This window comes from Deltaproteobacteria bacterium (genome assembly GCA_016210045.1).
GTDB lineage: Bacteria > UBA10199 > UBA10199.
On the sequence record JACQUX010000006.1, the window covers coordinates 11,617 to 31,819 of the forward strand.

The window sequence follows — 20,203 nt, forward strand, 5'->3', positions numbered from 1 at the left end:
TCCGCTGACGCTTCGCCGCCCTTACTCCCCCGCTTGCAACTGCGGAGGTGGAGCGGCGGGCGGCAGCGCCTGTTGCTGGATCTGCTCCCGCATCCGACTTGCTTGCACGACCATCACAATCAGTCCGAGCGCCAAACCCGCTAACAGGGCCAAAAAAATACCGAGGTACAATTTGAGCCGCCCCACACTGGCGCTGTTCATCGTCATGCCGGCGATCGTCGTCGTGTCGGCGTCAGCGGCCGCTCCACTGCCGGACTTCGTCGCCGCGGTGGTGCCCGCAGCCCCTCCCTGCGCGGCTGGCGGCAGAATCAGGCTCTGGCCCGGCAAGATCCCGCCCGAAGGCGCTCCCGTATAGGTCAGGATCACGCTCACATCGCGCGGATCGAGTTTTTCCACGGCGTTGGCGACAAAACGCTGAATTTTCTCTTCCGTGAGCGTGGCCGTCGACTGCTCGGTCGGCCGCACTTTGAGTACGACGGACGCGCTCGGCTTTTGCGGTTCCGCATCGCTCGCGAAATCTTCTTGGCTCGGGATGTTCAAGACGACATGCGTTTCGACGACGTCCGGGACCTTTTCCAATGCGGTCTCGATCTCGCCCTTCAACGCCAACAAAAAACGCGCCTTCTGCTCCTGCGGTGTCGGAATGAAGCCGGGTTGTTGAAAGACATCGGCCAGGCCCTGCTTCTTCTTGCGCGGCAGGTTATGTTCGGTAAGCAACGCGCGGGCCTGGTCCAGGTCGTCGGAATCAACCGTTACGCCGTAAAAGGTCTCGTTTTGCCGAGTCTCCTTGACCAATTTGGCCGCCAGACCACTGTGATTAAGCAGCACTAAAATTTCGTGGGCCTCGGCTTGATCGAGTTCTCCATACACTTCCACCCGCTGGCACCCGATTAGTAGCGCCAGCATCAGCAGCAACAACAGCGATACCCTACGACACATGGGACGTTTCCTTTCCCGCGTTGGGTCGCTGCAATTGTTCCATATCTTCCACGCCGGAAACCATTCGTGGCGTGAATCCTTGGGCAATGGCGTCGAGCAGGGCCTTCGCAAAGCCCCCCGCTTTGCCCTGGGCATCGGCCTGGGCTGCGGCCGTTAGCTCTTGAATGGCGCGGTCCGTCTCGCCGAGGAAAAAGAGGGCCTCGCCGAGATAAGCTCGAGCAAACGGGCTCTGCGGATTCATTTTGAGCGCCTTCTCGTAATGCCGCACCGCTTCCTTGAACTTCCCCTCACAAAACGACACGGAGCCAATTGCGACAATCGGGACTTCGCTCTCGGCAGCCATCGCGGCAATGCCTTCGAAGACTTCGCGGGCCTGCGGAAAGCGTTGCAGACCTACGAGGATGTAGCCGCACTCCATCATCAACGCGAGATGCTTTCGGTCGATCGTGATCATGAGCCCCCCCACGGCGCAGAAACTCCTCAATTTCACTAAAGTATTATAAACGAGGCACGACGGGGGTGGCAAATGGAATTGGGGCTTCGGCACATTTTTTGTTGGAAGCACTATTAGCCGCGGACCGCGAAGTGCTGGATCATGGCCATCTTGGCGTCATGCGTGGATTTCAACAGGTTCGACTTAGTCGTCCACTGTTGCATGTTGTTCTGCATAATGGCCTGCAGCTCCAACAATTGGAGGTTGTTCTGATTCATTTGGTCGAGCATTTGGGCCTGATCGACCCCCTCCATCCCCGGCATAGCGCCGCCGGACATGTCCATGGATCCATAGGAACCATACCGGGCCGATCCCATCATCCCAGGATCTCCCATTCCGCCCATTCCCGCCCCACGCGCCCCAAAGGCTGTAGGTAGCGTCGAAAAAGCGGAATGCAAGACTGCCGCTGCGTTGGTACTCCCGGAGGCTTGATAGGTCAGTTCGCCAGCCAATGGCGCTAACGCCCCGGCGACGCCCATGATGTCGTTGAATGTGGAGCTGGCCGCGCGGGGTTTGCCGATCGATTTTTGGCTCTGGATCGCAATGGGGTCGATGCGCATTGATTTGGCCGTGGCCATGGTTGCTCCGCCTCTCACTGTATGTATCGACCTCAGCCGGGGCTTGAGTTGCTATGCGCCCTTTTGGGCCTTGGCCATGTCTGCCAATTGATACTTGATGGTCAAGAGTTCCCGGAGGAGATCCATGACCAATTCAATAGAACGCATGGCTTTGCGGGCCTCACGGCTTTTTTTGAGACCGCCCTTCTGTCGCGCCACGCCCTCCAGTTGCTGATAGGCGGATTCAAAGGCCTGATTGACCGGATCGAAGGCTTCCGAATCGATCAGATCTTCAACGGCGGGGTAACCGGCGGAGCGGAGCGGACCTCGAGTCGTTTCGCGTGGTTCTGGCATAGCGTTATCTTAACGGCTTAGCTCCCGTCTCGCAAGAGGGGTGTCCCATTTATTTAGGGACCGGGTCCAATTTCACTACGACCGGATTAAATTCGCTGACGGTCAGATTGATGTTCAATTCTTTCGGTAGATACCCTTCGCGTTCCAAACGGATCCGATAATTGCCGAGGCCTAAGTCCGGAATAAAGGCCGGGGTCGGGTCTTTCATCAGGATGTCATTAACGTACACACTCGCGGCAGGTGGATCGGTATAGACATAGAGGACCGAGCGCAGCGGCGAAATTTCGCGGAACGTGGCCTGGGCCTCGGTCTTCACTGCGTCATCGCGGACACGCAGCATGACGTCGGAGAGGAGGATCAGCGCAGTCGTTCGCTCCCCTTGTTGGTGTGCGATCCGCGCCATGCCGAGCTTGGCCTTCAATTCCACATCCGCATGGTTTTGAGCCTGAGTGAAATAGCCCTTTGCCGTCTCGATATCGCTGAGTCCCAAAAACGCCGCGCCGAGATAATATTGGGCCTGCGCGGTCTCCAGCGGACTGGGCCCCTTCGCAAAGACCTCGTTGAGTTTGGCAATGGCTTCCTTGTAGCGCCCGCCTAAGACGAATTGCCGCCCTTCATTCAAATATCCGCCCGCCGGGGTGGTCTTGAGCGGGATGTCGACTTGGATCGGAATATTGACGTCGTTCTTGATCGTCTGTGTCGCCTCGAGATAGCCCTCTTTCCGCAAGATGAGCGTGTGTTCGCCCACCGGAATCGTCCCCGTGTACGGCGTCTTGCCGACTCGCTGGGCATCGAGAAAGACATCGGCCTCCGCCGGTGTGGAACGGATCTCGACTGGAAACGCGGCCAATTCTTCGTCGGTCACACTGATCACGAGCTTCGGCGATTCCTGCGCCAACAGGAGTTCCCGCCGATAACAAATTCCGGGAACGAATTGACCGGACGGACCCACGCCGCGCTGGCACCGCAGTTCGACTTCGTAGCGGCCATATGGAACAAACAGCGGCTTCCCATAACTCACTTCTGCCACGCTGGCGCTCCGTTTGTTAAATTGGTCGTACGCAAAATATCCGTGCAGCGTCAGTTCGACATCGCGCGGGAGCTTGTCGACCGTGATCGTCCCGATCGGCGGCCGAAAATAGACCGGCACGAGGTTACTCGTTTGCTCGACGGTGAAATTGACTCGCTCCACATACTCGTCGCGAAATTCGGGGATTGGGAAGTGACCCTCGGCGGTAAATTGTTCGCCGATTTTCAGCGTCAAGGTCGTCCGCACTGGTGTGATGCCGTAGTTTTTCCCCAAGAATACGACGCTGGCGGGCAACGGGTTGGACGCGAAGTCAACAATCACCGGGATGTCGGTCGGCGTCGGCGGCGTACTCGGAACCGTCGTACTTGCAGTCTCCGGCGGCGGGATGCGGCGCGACACCATCTTGAGTCGCGATTCCGGCGGCGCCGCTAAATAGGTGTGGTACGCCCAAAATCCGCCGACGCCCACGGCGGTCAGGCCAACGGCAATGGCCAACAAGAGCAAGATCCGGCGACGACTACCGGGTGGGTTGGTGGAAGCACCAATAATGGTTTGTTGCCCTTCCGCTGGAACGGCTTCCTCGGCAACTTCCGCTCCCGGGACTTCATCACCCAGCATCGCGGTTTCGGCAGAACTTTCGATCGGCTGTTCTTCCAACGGCGGACGCGGCTCGGGCGGTGGCGCCAATTCCTCTTCGGGGGCGACTTCGCGACTGATCACGCGCAGCGTATAAATCCCGACCTGCAGCAGATCGCCATGGCCGACACGGACCGACTCGCCCGCCAGCGCTTGATTGACGAGCGTCCCATTCTTACTCCCCAGGTCTTGAACGGTGAGTTGGTCGCCCGCGCGTTGCACTTCGCAATGGCGGCGTGAGACGCTTTGATCGTCGAGCAGGATATGGCTGCCGGGGGCGCGACCCACCACGGCGCTCCCTTCTTCCAATGGAAAGCGGCGGCCGCGACGCGGACCATCGATAATCACGAGGTAGGGAAACGGGACAGCAACCCGTTCGCCAAGGATGACGGTTTTCTCTCCGGGACGGAGCGTGATCGGTTCAGCCATAATTCAGTTACGCTATTAGTTTCAGCGGTCATATCACATATATGGAGGACAAATGAAAGAGAATGCTAGTGCATGATGACCCGGCGATATAGTAGGATGCGATCATGAAACGACTTTGTATCGGTTTGCTCGCAGCCGTTTGTGTCTTCGTTTTTTTTCCCCACACCGCCGACGCAGGAAAACCGCCAGTGCAGGCCTCGCCGCGCGCCGTGGAACACAATAATCGCGGCGCGCTGTTACTGGAAGAGGGGCGTCTCGATCAGGCCGAGTTCGAATTGAAGACCGCCATTCAGCTCAGCCCCGACTACGCGGAGGCCTACAACAACCTCGGCATCGTGTATAAAAAACGGAACCAATTGGATCTCGCGCTCACACATTTTCAAAAAGCCGCAGCGCTGAACAAAGACTACACGGCGCCCCTCTCCCATATCGGGGCGATCTACATTACGCAGGGTCGGTATGACACCGCGATCGAGATCCTCACCAAGGCAATCAATCGGGAGCGGACGTTTGCATATGCCGTGTATAACTTAGGCCTCGCCTTCCTAATGAAGGCGCGCGAGGAACCGGATCACAAGAAAAAGGAAAAGTGGTATGCGGAGGCCGAGAAACAATTGACCGACGCGACGCAGCTCAATCCCAAACTGCTGGAAGCCCATCTGAACTTGGGCGACCTCTATGTGGAACGCGGCGATCTGGAAAAGGCGGAGATCCGCTTCCGGCTGGCGTTGGAGGACAATCCCAACAATCCGAAGATCTACCAACAACTGGTGAACGTATTGCGGCAACGGGGGAAGACACGCGAGGCGAACGAACTACAGACGCGCGGCCAACAAGTCGGGCGGGAAGTGCAGGCCAAAGAGCATTTTGAGGCGGGCTATCGGCTAGCTGAAGAGGGCGAGAATATGGCGGCGGAAGGGAAGAAAGACGCGGCGCGCGTGGCCTTTCAGCGAGCGGCACAGAGTTTTCAGGCCGCCTTGAAGGTCAAGCCGAAGATGCCGGAGGCGACGTATGCCCTCGGTGTGGTGCAGGAGCGCTTGGGAAATCATGCGGCGGCGCGCAAGTCGTGGGAACAAACCTTGGCGCTCGTCCCCGATCATCCGGGCGCGCTGTTTAATTTAGGCACGTTGGCCTTTCATGAAGGACGCACCAGTGAAGGCCTCGTCGACTATTGTAAATTCTTGCGCACCGGCGGCGCGGCCTATCCGCAACAGCGGGCCATGGTCGAGCAGCGGTTGCGGGAACAGAACTTGCGATGCCCTACCTCATAGTCACAAAAACAGGGAGCGAAGAGCAACGGACAATCCGCTGCGGCGAGGCGGAAACCACGATCGGCCGCGCCGAGCAAAGTACGCTCGTGTTGGCGGACGATCGCGTCTCGCGCGGGCATGCGAAGATTCTCAGCGACGGGGAAGAATATTTTCTGGTCGATCTCGGGAGTGAAAATGGAACCCTGCTCAATAATGTCCCGGTGCGGCGGCGCGAACGCTATATCCTGCGCAGTAACGATGTGCTGACGATCGGAGGATACCTGCTGCGCTTCTCGCGCAGCGACGACCTCGAACAGTCCTTCAACGAGATCACCGATTCGGAAATCATGGAGGTCAAACTCCTGAAGAAGGTGCTGCAGGCGTTGGAAAGTGAAGAAGTCCCGAGTCTCGAAGTCTTGAACGGCAGTGTGGAGGGCAAGAAATTTCTGTTGGCCGCCGATCAAGAGACGTTCACGGTGGGGCGCGATCCCGCGTGCGAATGTCCGATCGAGGAATACGTCATCTCGCGGCGACACGCGCGGATTCAACGCGACGGGGACGGCTATCGTTTAGAAGATCTGCAAAGTAAAAACGGGACGTATGTGAATAATCAGCGCGTGGAAGCGACGGCGTTGCACGACGGAGATCGGATCGGTTTTGGAACGATCGTCTGCCTGTTCCGTTATCCGCAGGAGGTCAGCCTTGAGGATGTGGAGGCGCAAGTGCGGAAAGAGCGCCCCAAGCCGCCACCCCCGCCACGATATCAGCCGGAGCCGCCGCCTGCGGCGACGGAAGAGGACGCGGCGGCATTGAATGAAGCGGCGGCGGAGGAAGAAATCAGCGAAGAGGCGACTGAGCAGGCGAGTGGCGAACCATTCCAATCGCCCGAAGCGGCCGCTGTCGGAGCGACCACCCATGCCTATCCCCCGCCCCGCCCCCGCCGTTCGCTCTGGCAACGCCTTTCGCCGGTCGAATTCGGTCTGCTCTGGGGCGGATTCATGGTGCTGGTCACGGCGATTGTCTTGCTGATGAAACTCTTTTCGTAATGGAATGACGATCAAGCGGCGGCGGCACGGGGGATGCGCACGCGCGCAATCGGCTGGATGCGCAAGTTTTCGGCCAGCTCTTGATACGACAGCACGGCCAATTGCGGGAATTCCAGCTCGACGATCTTCCGGAAATAGCGGCGCACTTCGGCGGTGGTCAGGATGACCGGCGGCCGCGCGCCCGGCGGGAACGGATGCGACGCGATTTCTTTGCCGACGGCCTCGACGATTTCCTGCATCATGTCGGGTTCCAGCGCCAAGTAGTTCCCTTTCTCGGTGCGCCGAATGGCGTTGCGAACCATGTCTTCGATCTCGGGATCGAGGAGATACACTGCCAATGTGTTACTGGGACCGGCATACTTGTGAGTGATGTAGCGCTTCATCCCCGCGCGCACATGCTCCGCCAACATCAAGGTATCGCGCTCCACTTCGCCCCACTGCGCAAGCGTCGAGAAGACCGATTTCAAATCGCGGATGGAGAGATCTTCTTGCACTAACCGCTGGAGGATCTCCGTCAGCTGCAGCAACGTGACGACTTTCGGGACCAGTTCCTTCACTAAGGCCGGATGCGTCTTCTCCAATTCGTTCACAATGGTCTGGACCTCTTGCAATCCTAAGAATTCGTGGGAGTGGCGCCGTAGGATATACGAAAGATGGAGAATCAGATATTCTGCCACGTCCCACATCCGAAACCCTGCCTGCATCGCCACGTCTTTATGCTCCTCGCTGATCCAGGTCACGACCGAGCCGTCGATCGGGTGGATGGTTTCCGTTCCGGTAATATTGAAGAGTCCCAGTTGTTCCAACGATTCACCGACTAAGATACAGCCTTTCATCACTTTACCCTGCGCGACGGGGACTTCGTGGATATTAATGATGTAGGCTTCCAATTCCATATCGACCGTTTGGCCGCGCACTTGGATGCCGGGGAAATTCACGCCGAGCTCATAATAGAGCCCGTGGCGCAACAGTGGAATGAGTTCATTGATGAAGCGGCCGCCGTCCTGCTTGTCGTCGACGAAGGGGATGAGCGACGAACCGACTTCGAGCGAGATCGGCATCGGCATGATGAACGGGAGTTGGTCGCCGTGCCGCTGCACGGCCTGCTTGACTACGTCTTGGCGCGGCGTCTCCGCCACTTCTTCTTTCACTTGCTCCTTGGCGCGCATCAGAAACAGCGCAAATCCGGTGACCACGACGCTGAGCAAAATGAACGGCGCCGGAGGCATGCCGAGAAACGCCAGCGCAAAGAGCATTCCACCAGCGACCAGCATCGCCTTCGGAAAGGCCGTGATTTGGGTGACGATCTCTTGGCCGAGCCCATGCCACGCCTTTTCGTCGGACGCGACGCGGGTCACCACGATACCGGCGGAGACGGAAATGAGTAGCGCCGGGATCTGTTGCACCAACCCTTCGCCGACTGTAAGCAACGTGTACAATTTCAGCGATTCTCCGGCCGACAGACCGCGTTGCATGATCCCGATAATGAAGCCGGCGATGATATTGATGAGAATGATGATAATGCCCGCAATGGCGTCGCCCTTGACGAATTTCATCGAGCCGTCCATCGCCCCATACATTTGAGATTCGCGATGCAGCAGCGCGCGGCGCTCGATCGCTTGTTCCATATTAATGATGCCGGCACGCAGATCGGCGTCGATACTCATTTGCTTGCCGGGCAACGCGTCCAACGTGAACCGAGCGGCCACTTCAGAGACCCGCTCCGCGCCCTTCGCGATGACGATGAAGTTGATCAACGTAATGATGATGAAGAGGATCACGCCGACGATAAAATTCCCGCCGGTCGTGATGTTGCCGACTCGCTGAATGACCTCGCCCGCATAGCCGTGCGCAAGGATGAGGCGGGTCGAACTGATATTGAGGGACAAGCGATACAACGTGGCCACCAGCAAAATGGTCGGAAACGACGCGATTTGCAGCGCGTTGGAGATATACAACGCGACCATCAGGATGATGACGGCGAGGCCGACGGAGAGGCCGAGCAAGACGTCCAGCGCCATCGGCGGCAACGGGATGAGGATCATCCCAACCACCAGCACGATCATGATGGCAAAGGCGAGATCGCTGAAGCGCGCGATGAAATCGTTGACCTTCAGAAATGGCACGTGATCGAGAAGCCGCATGCGCGCTCAGTGTAGCATAGGGGGCGGGGCGTGGAAAGTTAACAACCGGCCACGGAGGTCGGTTTTAGCGGTAACGTGAAGTACACATGGCTCCCCCGCCCCGGTTCGCTGTGGAGCCACATCCGGCCGCCGTGGATCTGGACCACTTTGCGCGCGATCGCGAGACCGACCCCGGTCCCTTCGTGCGTGCGCGCGTGGCCGTTGCTTCCCTGGGTGAAGCCGGCCAACACTGCCAACTGTTGGTCCTTCGGGATGCCGATGCCAGTGTCGTGCACGCCGACTTTCAACATATCTCCATGCCGCTCCGCCTCGACCCAGACTCGACCCTGCGGCGTAAATTTGACGGCGTTATCCAACAGATGTTGCAACACGCAGCGAATCCATTGCGGGTCGCCGTAGACCGGCGGTAGCTGGTCGCCAACGTTGACCTGCATCTGCGTGGCCGGGCTCGGTTTCAGTCCCGCCGAGACCTCGTTCACTAAACGCGCCACATTGACCCGCCGAATATCGAGCGTCGTGCGGTCGTTCTCCAGCTTCGCCAAATCCATCAGCGCCGTCACGGTGGCCAACAACCGTTTCCCGGACTCGTGAATCATTTTCAAGTACTGCCGCTGCTCCGCCGGCGCTAACGCCACGTCGTCTTCGAGCAGGACTTCCGAAAGACCGATGACACTGGAAAGCGGCGTTCGCAATTCGTGGGAGAGATTGGCCAGCAGATGCGACTTGAGTTCGCCCATCTGTTGGAGCGTGATGTGTTGGCGCGTCAGATCTTCGAAGAGGTGAGCGTTGTGGATCGCCACCGCACACTGTCCGGCCAGCAGATCGAGCAAATGACACAGCTCGTGGTCGTAATCTTGCGCGTGCGCGCGCGGTCCCAGCACGAGGATCGCGATCAGATCCTCGCCGAGGAAACATGGCACACAGGCCTCGGCATGGAACTGGACATAGAAGTGGAGCCCGATCGGCTTGATTTCTCCATACGCCGGATCATCGACCAAGGCGCGCCGGGTGACGGCTTGGCGATGGCGCCGCAGCCAGGCGATATACGGACTGACGTCTCCGACTTGAAATGACCCCGGCTTCACGCCGAGCGTCTCGCGGACCAACAAGCGCGTCGGATCGCCGTTGCGGACCAACAGTGCGGCGTTTTCGGTCCCGACGAGCTTCGTAAAGAACTTGAGAAGGATGGTATAGAGTTGCCGACGATCGTGCGTCGACGTGAGCTCCGCCAACAGTCGCGCAACAACGTCGCGCAGATCGTAACCATCCCGCTGTTGGCGACGCCGCCACCATTGCCGCACGCCGGCCCACCGCACGGCCACCGCACTGATCACCAACACGCCACCCACACAGGCGATGCCCAACTCAACCCAAAAGCGAGTCATTAACACGTCAAATACTCCTTCGTAACTGGCGCGCCGATTATAAGAGAACACGGACAAGTTGCCAACGTCCTCCAAGAGAAAAAACGGTGTTTTTGTGTTTTTCTAGAGCGATTACTCAAACAGCGGACGCAAGACGAGATGTTCCTCGCGCTCCGGACCGAACGAGAGCAACACGATGGGCACTTCGATCAGCGTTTCGAGTCGTTCGAGGTAATGTTGCAGCGGCGGGGGGAGATCGGCACGCGACTGCGCCCCGTGGCAACTTCCGGTCCATCCCGGGACCTCTTCATAGATCGGCTGCACCCGCGCCAAGTGGTCAACGCGGGCCGGCACGGTTTGGATCTGGTGTCCATGGAGTTGGTACGCCACCGCCATCTTGACGGACTCGAGTCCTTCCAACACATCGACTTTCGAGAGCGCCAAGCCGGTGAGCCCGTTCACGCGCACGGCGTGGCGCAACGCCACCAAGTCGATCCAGCCGCAGCGCCGCACGCGTCCGGTCGTGGCCCCGAATTCGGCTCCGCGCTGTTGCAAGTGTACGCCGACATCGTCGGTGAGTTCAGTCGGAAACGGGCCGCTGCCAACGCGCGTCGAGTAGGCCTTCGCGACGCCGATGACTTGGCGAATCGCGGTGGGTCCTACGCCGCTCCCGCTACAAGCCCCGGCGGCCACTGTCGTGGACGATGTGACATACGGATAGGTCCCATGATCGAGATCCAACGCCGTCCCCTGCGCGCCCTCGAAGAGGACGCGTTTGCCGGCGCGCAGGGCGCTGTGCAAACGAGCCGCAGTGTCCGTGATAAACGGCCGGAGGCGGTGACCGAATTGACGGTAACTTTCAATGGTGGCCTCAATGCCGGGCGCCACGCCGCCCAAAAGTTTTTCGATCGTGGCGTTCAAGTCGGGGAGGATCTCGCGCAGCCGTTTCGCGAGCTGATCAGGATCGATCAGTTCCGCGCAACGCAAACCCCGCCGCGCCGCTTTCGCTTCATACGTCGGCCCAATGCCACGGCCGGTGGTGCCGATTTTTCGCTCTCCCGCCAACCGTTCCCGCAACGTGTCGATCTCGCGGTGGTGCGGCAACACCACATGCGCCTGTTCGCTAATCCACAACCGCCCCTGCACCTTGCCGACCAGCGCATCGCAGCGGCCGATCTCTTCCAAACAAGCCGCGGGATCGAGCACCACGCCGTTCCCAATCAGACATTCCACGGTTGGGTGCAAGATCCCGGACGGGATGAGATGGAGCACGACTTTTCGTTCACCGACCAACAGCGTATGGCCCGCATTCGCACCCCCTTGAAAGCGAACGACGACATCGGCTTGCGGCGTGAGGAGATCAACGATCTTCCCCTTCCCCTCATCGCCCCACTGTGCCCCGACAATGACTGCGGTGTTCATCGCAACAACATCTCCAATAACGCCTTCTGCGCGTGCAGCCGATTCTCGGCCTGGTCCAGAATGCGCGATTGGGGGCCGTCCATCACGTCATCGGTGATCTCTTCGCCGCGGTGGGCGGGTAGGCAGTGCAGCGCGATCGCGTCCGGCGCAGCATGGCGCAGCAGCGCGGCGTTGACTTGAAACGGGGTGAATGCCTGTTTCTTCGCGATTTCACCGGCCCCCTCTTGGCCCATGCTGACCCAGGTGTCGGTGTTAATCGCATGGGCGTCGCGGACGGCCGCGATCGCGTCGTGCCCGATCTGGACATGTCGCAGTCCCTGCTGTTGCACTCGACTCCGCAATGATGCCGCCGGCTCGAATCCCGGCGGCGTGGCAATCGCGAGTTGAAATTGCAACACGATCGCGGCCTCGATCCAGCTGTTCGCTACGTTATTCCCATCGCCGACATATGCGACTTTGAGATCGTTCAGATGGCCGCGCGTTTCTTGGATCGTCAGCAAGTCCGCCAAGATTTGGCAGGGATGCGAGAGATCGCTGAGCGCATTGATGACTGGGACCGTGGCCGCAGCGGCCAGTTCTTCCGCCCGCACTTGTTCAAACGTGCGGATGGTGATCCCGTGGACGAAGCGCGACAGCACGCGCGCGGTGTCGGCATAGGTCTCGCCGCGTCCCAACTGCGAGGCTTGGCTCGTCAAGTGGAGCGCATGGCCGCCTAATTCATACATCGCGACTTCAAAGGACACGCGCGTCCGCGTGGATGGTTTTTCGAAGATCATCGCCAACGATTTGCCTCGCAACGTCGGATCGTTCTTTCCCGCGCGTCGCGCGGTCTTCAGCGCCGCTGCGCGATCGAGCACGGCATGCAGTTCGCTCGCATTCAGGTCTTCAATGGTCAAAAAATGACGGACCATAACAGTCGCTCCCGGTTCACAACACATACCGCGACAAGTCGCGATTTTTCACGACTTCGGCAAGCCGCGTTTCGACGTATTTCCGATCGACGATAAATTCCTGCCCACCTCGCTCCGGTGCGACAAATGAAATCTCTTCCAAAACCCGTTCCATCACGGTGTGAAGGCGTCGCGCCCCGATATTTTCCGTCTGTTCATTGATCAACACCGCAATGTCGCAAATGGCATCGAGGCCATCCGGTGCAAAGTGGAGCCGCACGCCTTCGGTCGCGAGCAACGCCTCATATTGTCTGACCAGCGAATTTTCCGGTTCGGACAGGATCCGCGAGAAGTCGCTGCGCGTGAGCGCCAACAGTTCGACACGAATCGGAAAACGTCCTTGTAACTCCGGGATCAAGTCGGACGGCTTCGAGACATGGAACGCGCCGGCCGCGACAAACAGGATGTGATCAGTGCGCACAATTCCGTGTTTGGTCATCACTGTAGACCCTTCCACGATCGGGAGGATATCTCGTTGCACCCCTTCGCGCGAGACGTCGGGACCGCCCGACCGTTGGCCGGCGTTGGCGATCTTGTCGATCTCGTCGAGGAAGATGATGCCTTGTTGCTCGGTGAGTTCCACCGCGCGCTGGCGCACGCCATCCATGTCGATTAACTTGCCCGCTTCGTCTTCCGTCAGCATGCGCAGCGCCTCCGGCACCTGCACGCGCCGGGGTTTCCGGCCTTGCGGCATGAACTGAGAGAACATCTCTTTCAACTGCAATCCCATGTCTTCAAAGCCGCCCGGAGTTAAGACTTCGACTTGCGGCGGCATCCCGCTCGGGGCGGCAGTCGGCAATTCGACCATTTCGTCGTCCAACTTGCCCTGGCGCAGTAACGTCCGCAACGTGGCCGCCAATTCGGTGTTGCTGGCCTCGGCGCTCGCCCCCGCCTGCCGTGCCAATTGCGGCCCACGCCCGTTCAACAGCAATTCGATCACTTGTTCTTCCGCGTGTTCGGCCGCGCGGACGCGCACCTTGGCGGTCTCTTCCTCGCGGACCATCTTCACCGCCAAGTCCGCCAGCTCGCGGATCATCGATTCCACGTCTTTGCCGACGTATCCCACTTCGGTGAATTTCGTGGCTTCAACTTTAATGAAGGGGGCGCCGGCCAATCGCGCCAGACGCCGCGCGATCTCGGTCTTCCCGACCCCAGTTGGCCCGATCATGATGATGTTTTTCGGCGCGATCTCGTCACGCAAGCTGGATTCGACGTGTTGCCGCCGCCAACGGTTGCGCATCGCGATCGACACGGCACGCTTCGCGTCGGCCTGACCGATGATGTAGCGATCAAGTTCCGAGACAATCTCGCGCGGCGTAAAATTCGCGCTCACAAGACCTCCACGGAAAATTCGCGATTAGTGAACACGCAGATGTCCGCAGCGATCGTCAGGCCTTCATGGACGATCTTTTCCGCGCTGAGCGTGCTGTGCTGGACCAGCCCTCGCGCTGCGGCCAACGCGAAGTTGCCGCCCGATCCGATCGCGGTCTGACCATCGTCGGGCTCGATCACGTCGCCGGTTCCGGAAACAATCAACGTGTGTTGCGCATCGGCCACTAAGAGCAATGCCTCCAAGCGGCGCAGCGCCTTGTCCATCCGCCATTCCTTGGCCAATTCCACCGCCGCCCGCATCAGGTTGCCCCGATATTCATCCAGTTTTTGTTCGAACCGTTCGAAGAGCGTAAACGCATCGGCGCTCGCGCCGGCGAATCCGGCCAGGACCTTGTCTTGGTAGAGGCGCCGAATCTTGCGCGCCTTCTGCTTCACGACCGTGTTGCCAATGCTGACTTGGCCGTCGCCTCCCATCGCGACTCGCCCGTCACGCCGCACACACAGAATCGTCGTCGAACGGATTTGCATAGCGGGCGGTCATTAACAGCGGCCATCGAGAAATTCAACGCGCAAAATGAAAGTTAAGCTTTGGGGTGGGACTTGTCGTACACTTCCATCAACTTATCGATCGAGATGTGGGTGTATTTCTGCGTCGTGGAGAGACTGGCGTGGCCGAGCAGTTCTTGGATGCCGCGCAGGTCGGCGCCTTGATTCAGTAAGTGGGTCGCGAAGGTGTGGCGCAACACGTGCGGCGTCACCGGCTTATTAATGTTGGCGTCGCGGAGATATTTCCGAATCATCCGCTCGACGCTCCGCGTGGTGAGCCGCCCGCCGCGCCGATTCACAAACAACGCCTTTTCGGACGCCTTTGCGACCACGGAGGAGCGCTGGCCGAGATACAAATCGAGGGCCTTCAATGCCTGATTGCCGACGGGAAGGATGCGTTCCTTCTTTCCCTTCCCCAGCACGCGGATCCGTTTCTCGGCGACGTCGACATCCGCGATGTTCAGTCCGACCAACTCGCTGACGCGCAATCCGGCGGCATAAATCAATTCCATCGCGGCCTTGTCGCGGATCGACAACAAGTCGGTCCCGCTCGGCATTTTGAGCAGTTGTTCGGTCTCGTCGATGCTCAAGAAACGGGGGAGGCGTTTCGGGATCTTCGGGGTCGCGACTTCTTTCGCTGGATTGGCGGTCAACGCCCCCTGGCGGACCCAAAAAGCAAAAAAGCTACGCAGTGAAGCCAATTTCCGCGCCACCGACGCCGGATGGTGCTTGCCGAGCAGCCCCCCGATGTAATTCCGCACCACATCGGCGGTGATGAGCGGCAGCATGCCCGTGCCCTGCCGAGGCACGGCCGGCTGTTGTTCGAAAAAGAAGTCGAAGAAATGCCGCAAGTCCGCCAGATAATTTTTCAAGGTGTGCGGCGAGGACTCCCGCTCCTTCTGGAGATAATGCGCGTAGATCTCAAGGAGGTCGAACATGTTGTCCTTACTGGCAAATTCCCGCAAGAAGAGCAATAGAATTATCCGGCGAAACAGCTGATTCTTTCATCCAAGCCGCAAAGTCGCTCCTGGCGCGGGCCAGATAAGCGGCCTTCCGACTGCGGTACGGAGTGGCGGCAGGCAACGGCGGTGTCAAGCCCCAGTTTGCGTTCATCGGCTCATAACAACTCGGGTTTCCCTGGGTCACATGTCGGATCAGGCTTCCACAGGCCGTGGTCTCCGGAGGCGGCCGCTGGAGCTTGCCTGCGACCCGTAACCCCACGTAGAGCCCCATCGCTGCGGATTCGACATAGCCCTCGACCCCGACAATCTGCCCGGCGAAATGGATCGCCCCCATCAACCCATTCCTTGATCTCCCTCTCCCTCCTGGGGAGAGGGAAGCCCGCGCCGCGCGGGCGGGGTGAGGGGGAGAATGTTCCTCCTCCGCTTGCCGGAGTGCCAGCGCATCGTTTAAGAGCTTCGGCGCATTCAGATAGGTATTGCGATGCATCGCCCCCAGCCGCAGGAATTCCGCCTGTTCCAGGCCCGGCAGGGTACGGAACAAGCGCCGCTGCTCGGTCCAGGTCATTCGGGTCTGGAAGCCGACGATGTTATAGATCGTCCCCGCCTGATTATCCTGCCGCAACTGCACGGCCGCATACGGGGTCTTCCCGGTCTGCGGATCGCGCAATCCCATCGGTTTCATCGGCCCATGCCGCAGCGTATCGATGCCGCGTTCGGCCATCACCTCGACCGGCAGGCAGCCTTCGAAATATTTCGGATCTTCAAAATTGCGCGGCGGCACTTTCTCCGCGTGCACCAACGCCATCACGAACGTCTCGTATTGCGCTCGATCGAGCGGGATATTGATATATTCATTGCCCGCGCCTTTGCCGTAGCGGCTGGCGCGGAACGTCTTGGTCTGATCGATCGATTCCGTCGCGACGAGCGGCGCCATGCTGTCGTAAAAAAAGAGGTCATGCGCGTGCGTCTGTTGCTGAATTTCCGCGGCGAGCGCCGCCGCCGTCAGCGGGCCAGTCGCCACAATGAGCGGGGCGTGCGGTGCAGCCGCATCCCACTTCACGCCAAGCTGCGTGAGGTTCTGCACCTCTTCGTGCCGCACCGTGATTTGCGGATGGGCCCGCACGCGCTGCGTCACCAGCAACGCGAAGGCCTCGCGATCGACCGCCAGCCCGGATCCGGCGGGCACGGCCACCTCCGCCGCGACGGCCATCGTCAGTGAACCGAGCGCCCGCATTTCTTCTTTCAGGCACCCCACCGTGTTTTCCGGATCGTCGGAGCGAAACGAATTGCTGCAAACGAGTTCGGCAAAATTTCCAGTTTGGTGCGCCGGCGTGCGGACTCCGGGACGCATTTCATACAGCGTCACGGCCCATCCCGCTTCCGCCAACGCATATGCGGCCTCGGATCCGGCCAACCCGGCACCGATCACAATAGCAGCTTTCATAGAGGTTCCCCTAGATGGTTACGGGGAGGGAAGCAACGAACATCCGCCCTTGAAGCCGCCTTGGGTCTCGTACTGCGCAAACGAGGTCCCGGTCGGGTTGATGCTCGGGGCAAACGGATCGCAGGCGTCACCCATACCGTCGTGATCCGCTTCAAATTGGTCAGGATTCGGCACTAAACGGCAGTTGTCGAACTGATCGAGCACACCGTCGTTGTCGTCGTCGGGATCGCACGCGTCGCCCAGTCCGTCGCCGTCGGTGTCGAGTTGATCTTTATTCGGCACCAACAAGCAGTTGTCGGCGGCGTCCGGAATGCCATCGCGATCCCGATCGCCGAGTCCTAACGCCTCGCAGACATCGCCGATCCCATTCTTATTCGCGTCGGCTTGATCGGGATTATAGCGGACGCGGCAGTTGTCGAGCGGACGGCAGCGCGTGGCGAGCGCCGTGCCGAAACCGGCACCTGGGCCGTCACAATAATCGTCGTACCCATTGCCGCTGAAGTGATCGCTGTCCGGCTCCCACGGATGGACACCGAGTTCGCCGCCCTCTTCCACATCGGTGGCGCCGTCGGCGTCGTCGTCGGGGTCGCACGCGTCGCCACCACCCGCATTGACCGCCATCGTGGGCAACACCTTCGCCGGGCCGGGGGTCCAACTATCGCCGTCAGTGTTCCATTGGTCGGGATTCGGCACCAGCGGACAGTTGTCCTGACTACTCGGCAAGCCGTCTTGATCGGCATCGTCCGGTCCGCCGAAGTCCGCGCAGGCGTTGCCGATCGCGTCGGGCGGCGTATCCGCATCGGCATGCTGCACGATTTGGCCCAACTGCACGTCGCCGCCCAATCCGGACTCGTAGTGGTCCGGGCAGTTATCGAAACCGTGGCACGCGCCTTCGACGCTGAATTGTGGTCCGGCCGGGCCGTCGCACAGGCCGTCGCCATCGCTATCGGGACGCTTCGGATCGAGCGGCACGCAGTGGCCCAACACGGTCGTCGGCACACTGCGCAGATACTGCACTGCAATAAAGTGGTTGCTCCCGCTCTCCGCCCAATCTTCCAAACCGTCGTTGTCGTCGTCCGGATCGCAGGCCTCGGGCACGGTGTCCTTGTCGGTATCGGATTGCGCGTCCGGCGTTTGGTCGCCGTTGGTATCGACGAGCAGATCGGCGAGATACGGGCACCGATCGACCGCGTCGTTCAGGCCGTCGCCGTCGCTATCCACCGCGCCGCGATAGGTGTCGGGGGCCAGGTCGCAGACGTCGCCGATCTGATCTTCATCGCGATCGACTTGGTTCAAGTTCTTCACGGTCGGGCAGTTGTCGCCCGGGGCCTTACAGCGCGTCGGACTCCCGACCAGCCCGAATCCCTGCCCTGGCCCGTCGCAGTAGCCGTCGTGATCGGTGTCGGGGAGATTCAGATCGGTCCCGGCGACGCCTTCATCCGTATCGAGCAGGCCGTCGTTGTCGTCGTCCGGGTCGCACGCGTCGCCGGCGGTGTCGCCGTCGAGCTCGGTCTGCAGCGGATTTTTGACACAGGGACAATTGTCGTCCGGATTGATGATCCCGTCACCGTCAGCGTCTTCGCAGGCATCGCCGATACCGTCGCCGTCGCTGTCGGCCTGGTTGGGGTTGTACACCGTGGGGCAGTTGTCGAAGAGGTCATTCTTTCCGTCTTTGTCGGTGTCTTGGCAGAGGATCGGCGCCTGCTGGCAAATATTGGGGATATCAATGAACGGGATGATCAGACCGCACGGATCGCCCTTGCACGCGTGCTGCGGATCGCCTTCACCGAGCTTCCGCGCGGCGGTCTGCGGCGACAACGCGGCGCCAAGGCCCAGCTCGCCGCAGGTCACGTCCCACGGACTGATCGGCGGAGATTTACCCAAGGCCACGTCCAGCGCCAACAAAAACCACGGCGATTGCACGCACTGTTCCGCGTTGCCGTCGATCGGCGTATCGCCCAACGTCGCGACGGCGGAGAATTCAGACGTGTCTGCCAGATACGGAAATTGGACGAGCGGATCGCTGTTGCCCAACGAGGGCGCGACGCTCAACGCCGTGGCCACGACCGGCGCATCGAGCGGGACGTTGCTGGTGTCAACCAGTTCGCCGAACACCGATTTGCCATCATTGTTCGGATCGTTACTACTAATCGTGGTAATCGTGCGCCGATACGACGAGCCTTCGCCCGACGTCGCGGAATCCGCCACGAAGACTTCCACTTCTCCAGTGGCACTCGGTTGATTCGGCACCAGCCCGACCAATGCGTATTTCAGCGGATCGGCACTCCCGATCTTGAAGACTGGGCGCAATGCCTCGGGACTGCCGAAGCGATGATTGCCTTCGTGCTCGAGTTGAATGCCCTGCCCCGGCGTCGAGGCAGCGATGCTGCCGTTCAACACAAAACTGTTGCGCGTGAGCTTATTATAGAACGGGTCCGCCGAGCTCCCGACCGGACAGAGCGGGTCCACGGCGCTGAACGGACTATTCGCCGTCTCGCGCTCGACCAGCACGCCACTCTCGCCATTGGTCCCGATCGTATTGGCCAAATATTGCCCGTTCAGCCCGTTGACCCCGAGCACGTTGCCACGGCCGGTGACCAGCACGCCGAGACCGAAATTCGCGCCGATCGCGCTGCCGCCGATCGCATTCGCCGTCCCACTGATATGCACGCCTTCGCCGTTTTGCGCCACGCTCGCGCTCAGGACGACGTTGAAGTCCCCGCCGAGCGACAGCCCCACGGGCGCCTTCTTGGTCGTGAGTTTGGTGAGTTGATTCTGATCTCCGCAGACCGAGATTCCGGTGCCGCTGCCAACGGCGCCGAGCCCGGTGATGCTGACATTGCTCACGACGTTGTCACTGGAGAAGACACACAGGCCGTTCAATCCGCTCCCCACTTCGATGGCAATATTTTCCAACCGCGAGCCACCGCCGCCGAACTTGCCGGCCGCATCGGGCGAGGCCTGGATATCGACCACACAGCCATCGTGAACGGCCCCACTGGCCAGCTTTAAAGTGATCTTGCCGTTCCCGCGCAACACCGTGCCGGGCAGCAACAGCGGCGCGACGGCCAGCGGATCGACGTGGTCGACCGCAAATTCAATCACGTCGCATTCGTCGAAGCCGCCCGCGCCGGGTTGATTATTTAAATGTCGCAGCAGATTGCCGGAATTCGGGGAATTTTGACCGGACGAATTGGTCACGATACAGGTCCCTGCCACCCCCCAACGGAGCGGACAGACCACGGCCAACGAAAACAACAGGACATGGGGGAAACGATACCGACGCGCCATCGACCAACCCTCCC

At 60.0% G+C, this 20,203-nt stretch carries 16 protein-coding genes; 2 read left to right on the forward strand and 14 right to left on the reverse strand.

All coding sequences use genetic code 11. The features are described from left to right. Positions 1-21: 21 nt before the first annotated feature. From HY696_01475 to HY696_01495, 5 genes are all read right to left on the reverse strand, one after another. Positions 22-939, reverse strand: a complete 918-nt coding sequence (locus HY696_01475; protein ID MBI4237071.1) for a hypothetical protein — start codon at positions 937-939, stop codon at positions 22-24. Beyond that, positions 929-1,393 (reverse strand): tetratricopeptide repeat protein, encoded by a 465-nt coding sequence (locus tag HY696_01480; GenBank protein MBI4237072.1) that lies wholly within the window; start codon positions 1,391-1,393, stop codon positions 929-931. The genes HY696_01475 and HY696_01480 overlap by 11 nt, the downstream gene beginning before the upstream one ends. A gap of 113 nt (positions 1,394-1,506) precedes the next feature. Continuing rightward, entirely contained in the window at positions 1,507-2,010 is a 504-nt protein-coding gene (locus tag HY696_01485) for a hypothetical protein (GenBank protein MBI4237073.1), read from the reverse strand. A gap of 51 nt (positions 2,011-2,061) precedes the next feature. Further along, a complete protein-coding gene (locus HY696_01490; protein ID MBI4237074.1) occupies positions 2,062-2,343 on the reverse strand; it encodes a hypothetical protein in 282 nt (93 codons plus the stop codon). 49 nt (positions 2,344-2,392) lie between these two features. Continuing rightward, a complete protein-coding gene (locus HY696_01495) occupies positions 2,393-4,438 on the reverse strand; it encodes a PEGA domain-containing protein (GenBank protein ID MBI4237075.1) in 2,046 nt (681 codons plus the stop codon). Positions 4,439-4,542: 104 nt separating this feature from the next. Between HY696_01495 and HY696_01500 the strand changes: the two genes are divergently transcribed. Both HY696_01500 and HY696_01505 read left to right on the forward strand, forming a co-directional pair. Next, positions 4,543-5,709, forward strand: a complete 1,167-nt coding sequence (locus HY696_01500) for a tetratricopeptide repeat protein (protein ID MBI4237076.1) — start codon at positions 4,543-4,545, stop codon at positions 5,707-5,709. Continuing rightward, positions 5,694-6,734 (forward strand): FHA domain-containing protein, encoded by a 1,041-nt coding sequence (locus HY696_01505; GenBank protein ID MBI4237077.1) that lies wholly within the window; start codon positions 5,694-5,696, stop codon positions 6,732-6,734. Before HY696_01500 ends, HY696_01505 begins: the two co-directional genes overlap by 16 nt. Before the next feature lie 11 nt (positions 6,735-6,745). Here the strand turns inward: HY696_01505 and sctV are convergent, their stop codons facing one another. The 9 genes from sctV to HY696_01550 all read right to left on the reverse strand — a co-directional run bounded on the left by sctV (position 6,746) and on the right by HY696_01550 (position 20,189). After that, on the reverse strand, positions 6,746-8,878 hold the full coding sequence (sctV, locus tag HY696_01510) for a type III secretion system export apparatus subunit SctV (protein MBI4237078.1): 2,133 nt from the start codon (positions 8,876-8,878) through the stop codon (positions 6,746-6,748). 38 nt (positions 8,879-8,916) lie between these two features. Beyond that, positions 8,917-10,263 carry a GAF domain-containing sensor histidine kinase gene (locus tag HY696_01515; protein MBI4237079.1) on the reverse strand — a complete coding sequence of 449 codons (1,347 nt, stop codon included), beginning with the start codon at positions 10,261-10,263 and terminating at the stop codon, positions 8,917-8,919. A gap of 111 nt (positions 10,264-10,374) precedes the next feature. After that, complete coding sequence (locus tag HY696_01520) at positions 10,375-11,664, reverse strand: adenylosuccinate synthase (GenBank protein ID MBI4237080.1); 1,290 nt, start codon at positions 11,662-11,664, stop codon at positions 10,375-10,377. After that, positions 11,661-12,575, reverse strand: coding sequence for an ornithine carbamoyltransferase (gene argF, locus HY696_01525; protein MBI4237081.1), 915 nt, complete (start codon positions 12,573-12,575; stop codon positions 11,661-11,663). The genes HY696_01520 and argF overlap by 4 nt, the downstream gene beginning before the upstream one ends. 16 nt (positions 12,576-12,591) lie before the next feature. Next, the gene (hslU, locus tag HY696_01530; protein ID MBI4237082.1) at positions 12,592-13,947 is read right to left on the reverse strand and encodes an ATP-dependent protease ATPase subunit HslU; all 1,356 of its coding nucleotides are present in this window, start codon (positions 13,945-13,947) and stop codon (positions 12,592-12,594) included. Continuing rightward, positions 13,944-14,474 carry an ATP-dependent protease subunit HslV gene (gene hslV, locus HY696_01535; protein MBI4237083.1) on the reverse strand — a complete coding sequence of 177 codons (531 nt, stop codon included), beginning with the start codon at positions 14,472-14,474 and terminating at the stop codon, positions 13,944-13,946. The genes hslU and hslV overlap by 4 nt, the downstream gene beginning before the upstream one ends. A gap of 53 nt (positions 14,475-14,527) precedes the next feature. Further along, positions 14,528-15,430, reverse strand: coding sequence for a tyrosine recombinase XerC (gene xerC / locus HY696_01540; GenBank protein MBI4237084.1), 903 nt, complete (start codon positions 15,428-15,430; stop codon positions 14,528-14,530). 7 nt (positions 15,431-15,437) lie between these two features. Beyond that, on the reverse strand, positions 15,438-16,898 hold the full coding sequence (gene trmFO, locus HY696_01545; protein MBI4237085.1) for a methylenetetrahydrofolate--tRNA-(uracil(54)-C(5))-methyltransferase (FADH(2)-oxidizing) TrmFO: 1,461 nt from the start codon (positions 16,896-16,898) through the stop codon (positions 15,438-15,440). Between the two features lie 18 nt (positions 16,899-16,916). Continuing rightward, positions 16,917-20,189, reverse strand: a complete 3,273-nt coding sequence (locus HY696_01550; protein ID MBI4237086.1) for a thrombospondin type 3 repeat-containing protein — start codon at positions 20,187-20,189, stop codon at positions 16,917-16,919. Between the last annotated feature and the right edge of the window lie 14 nt (positions 20,190-20,203).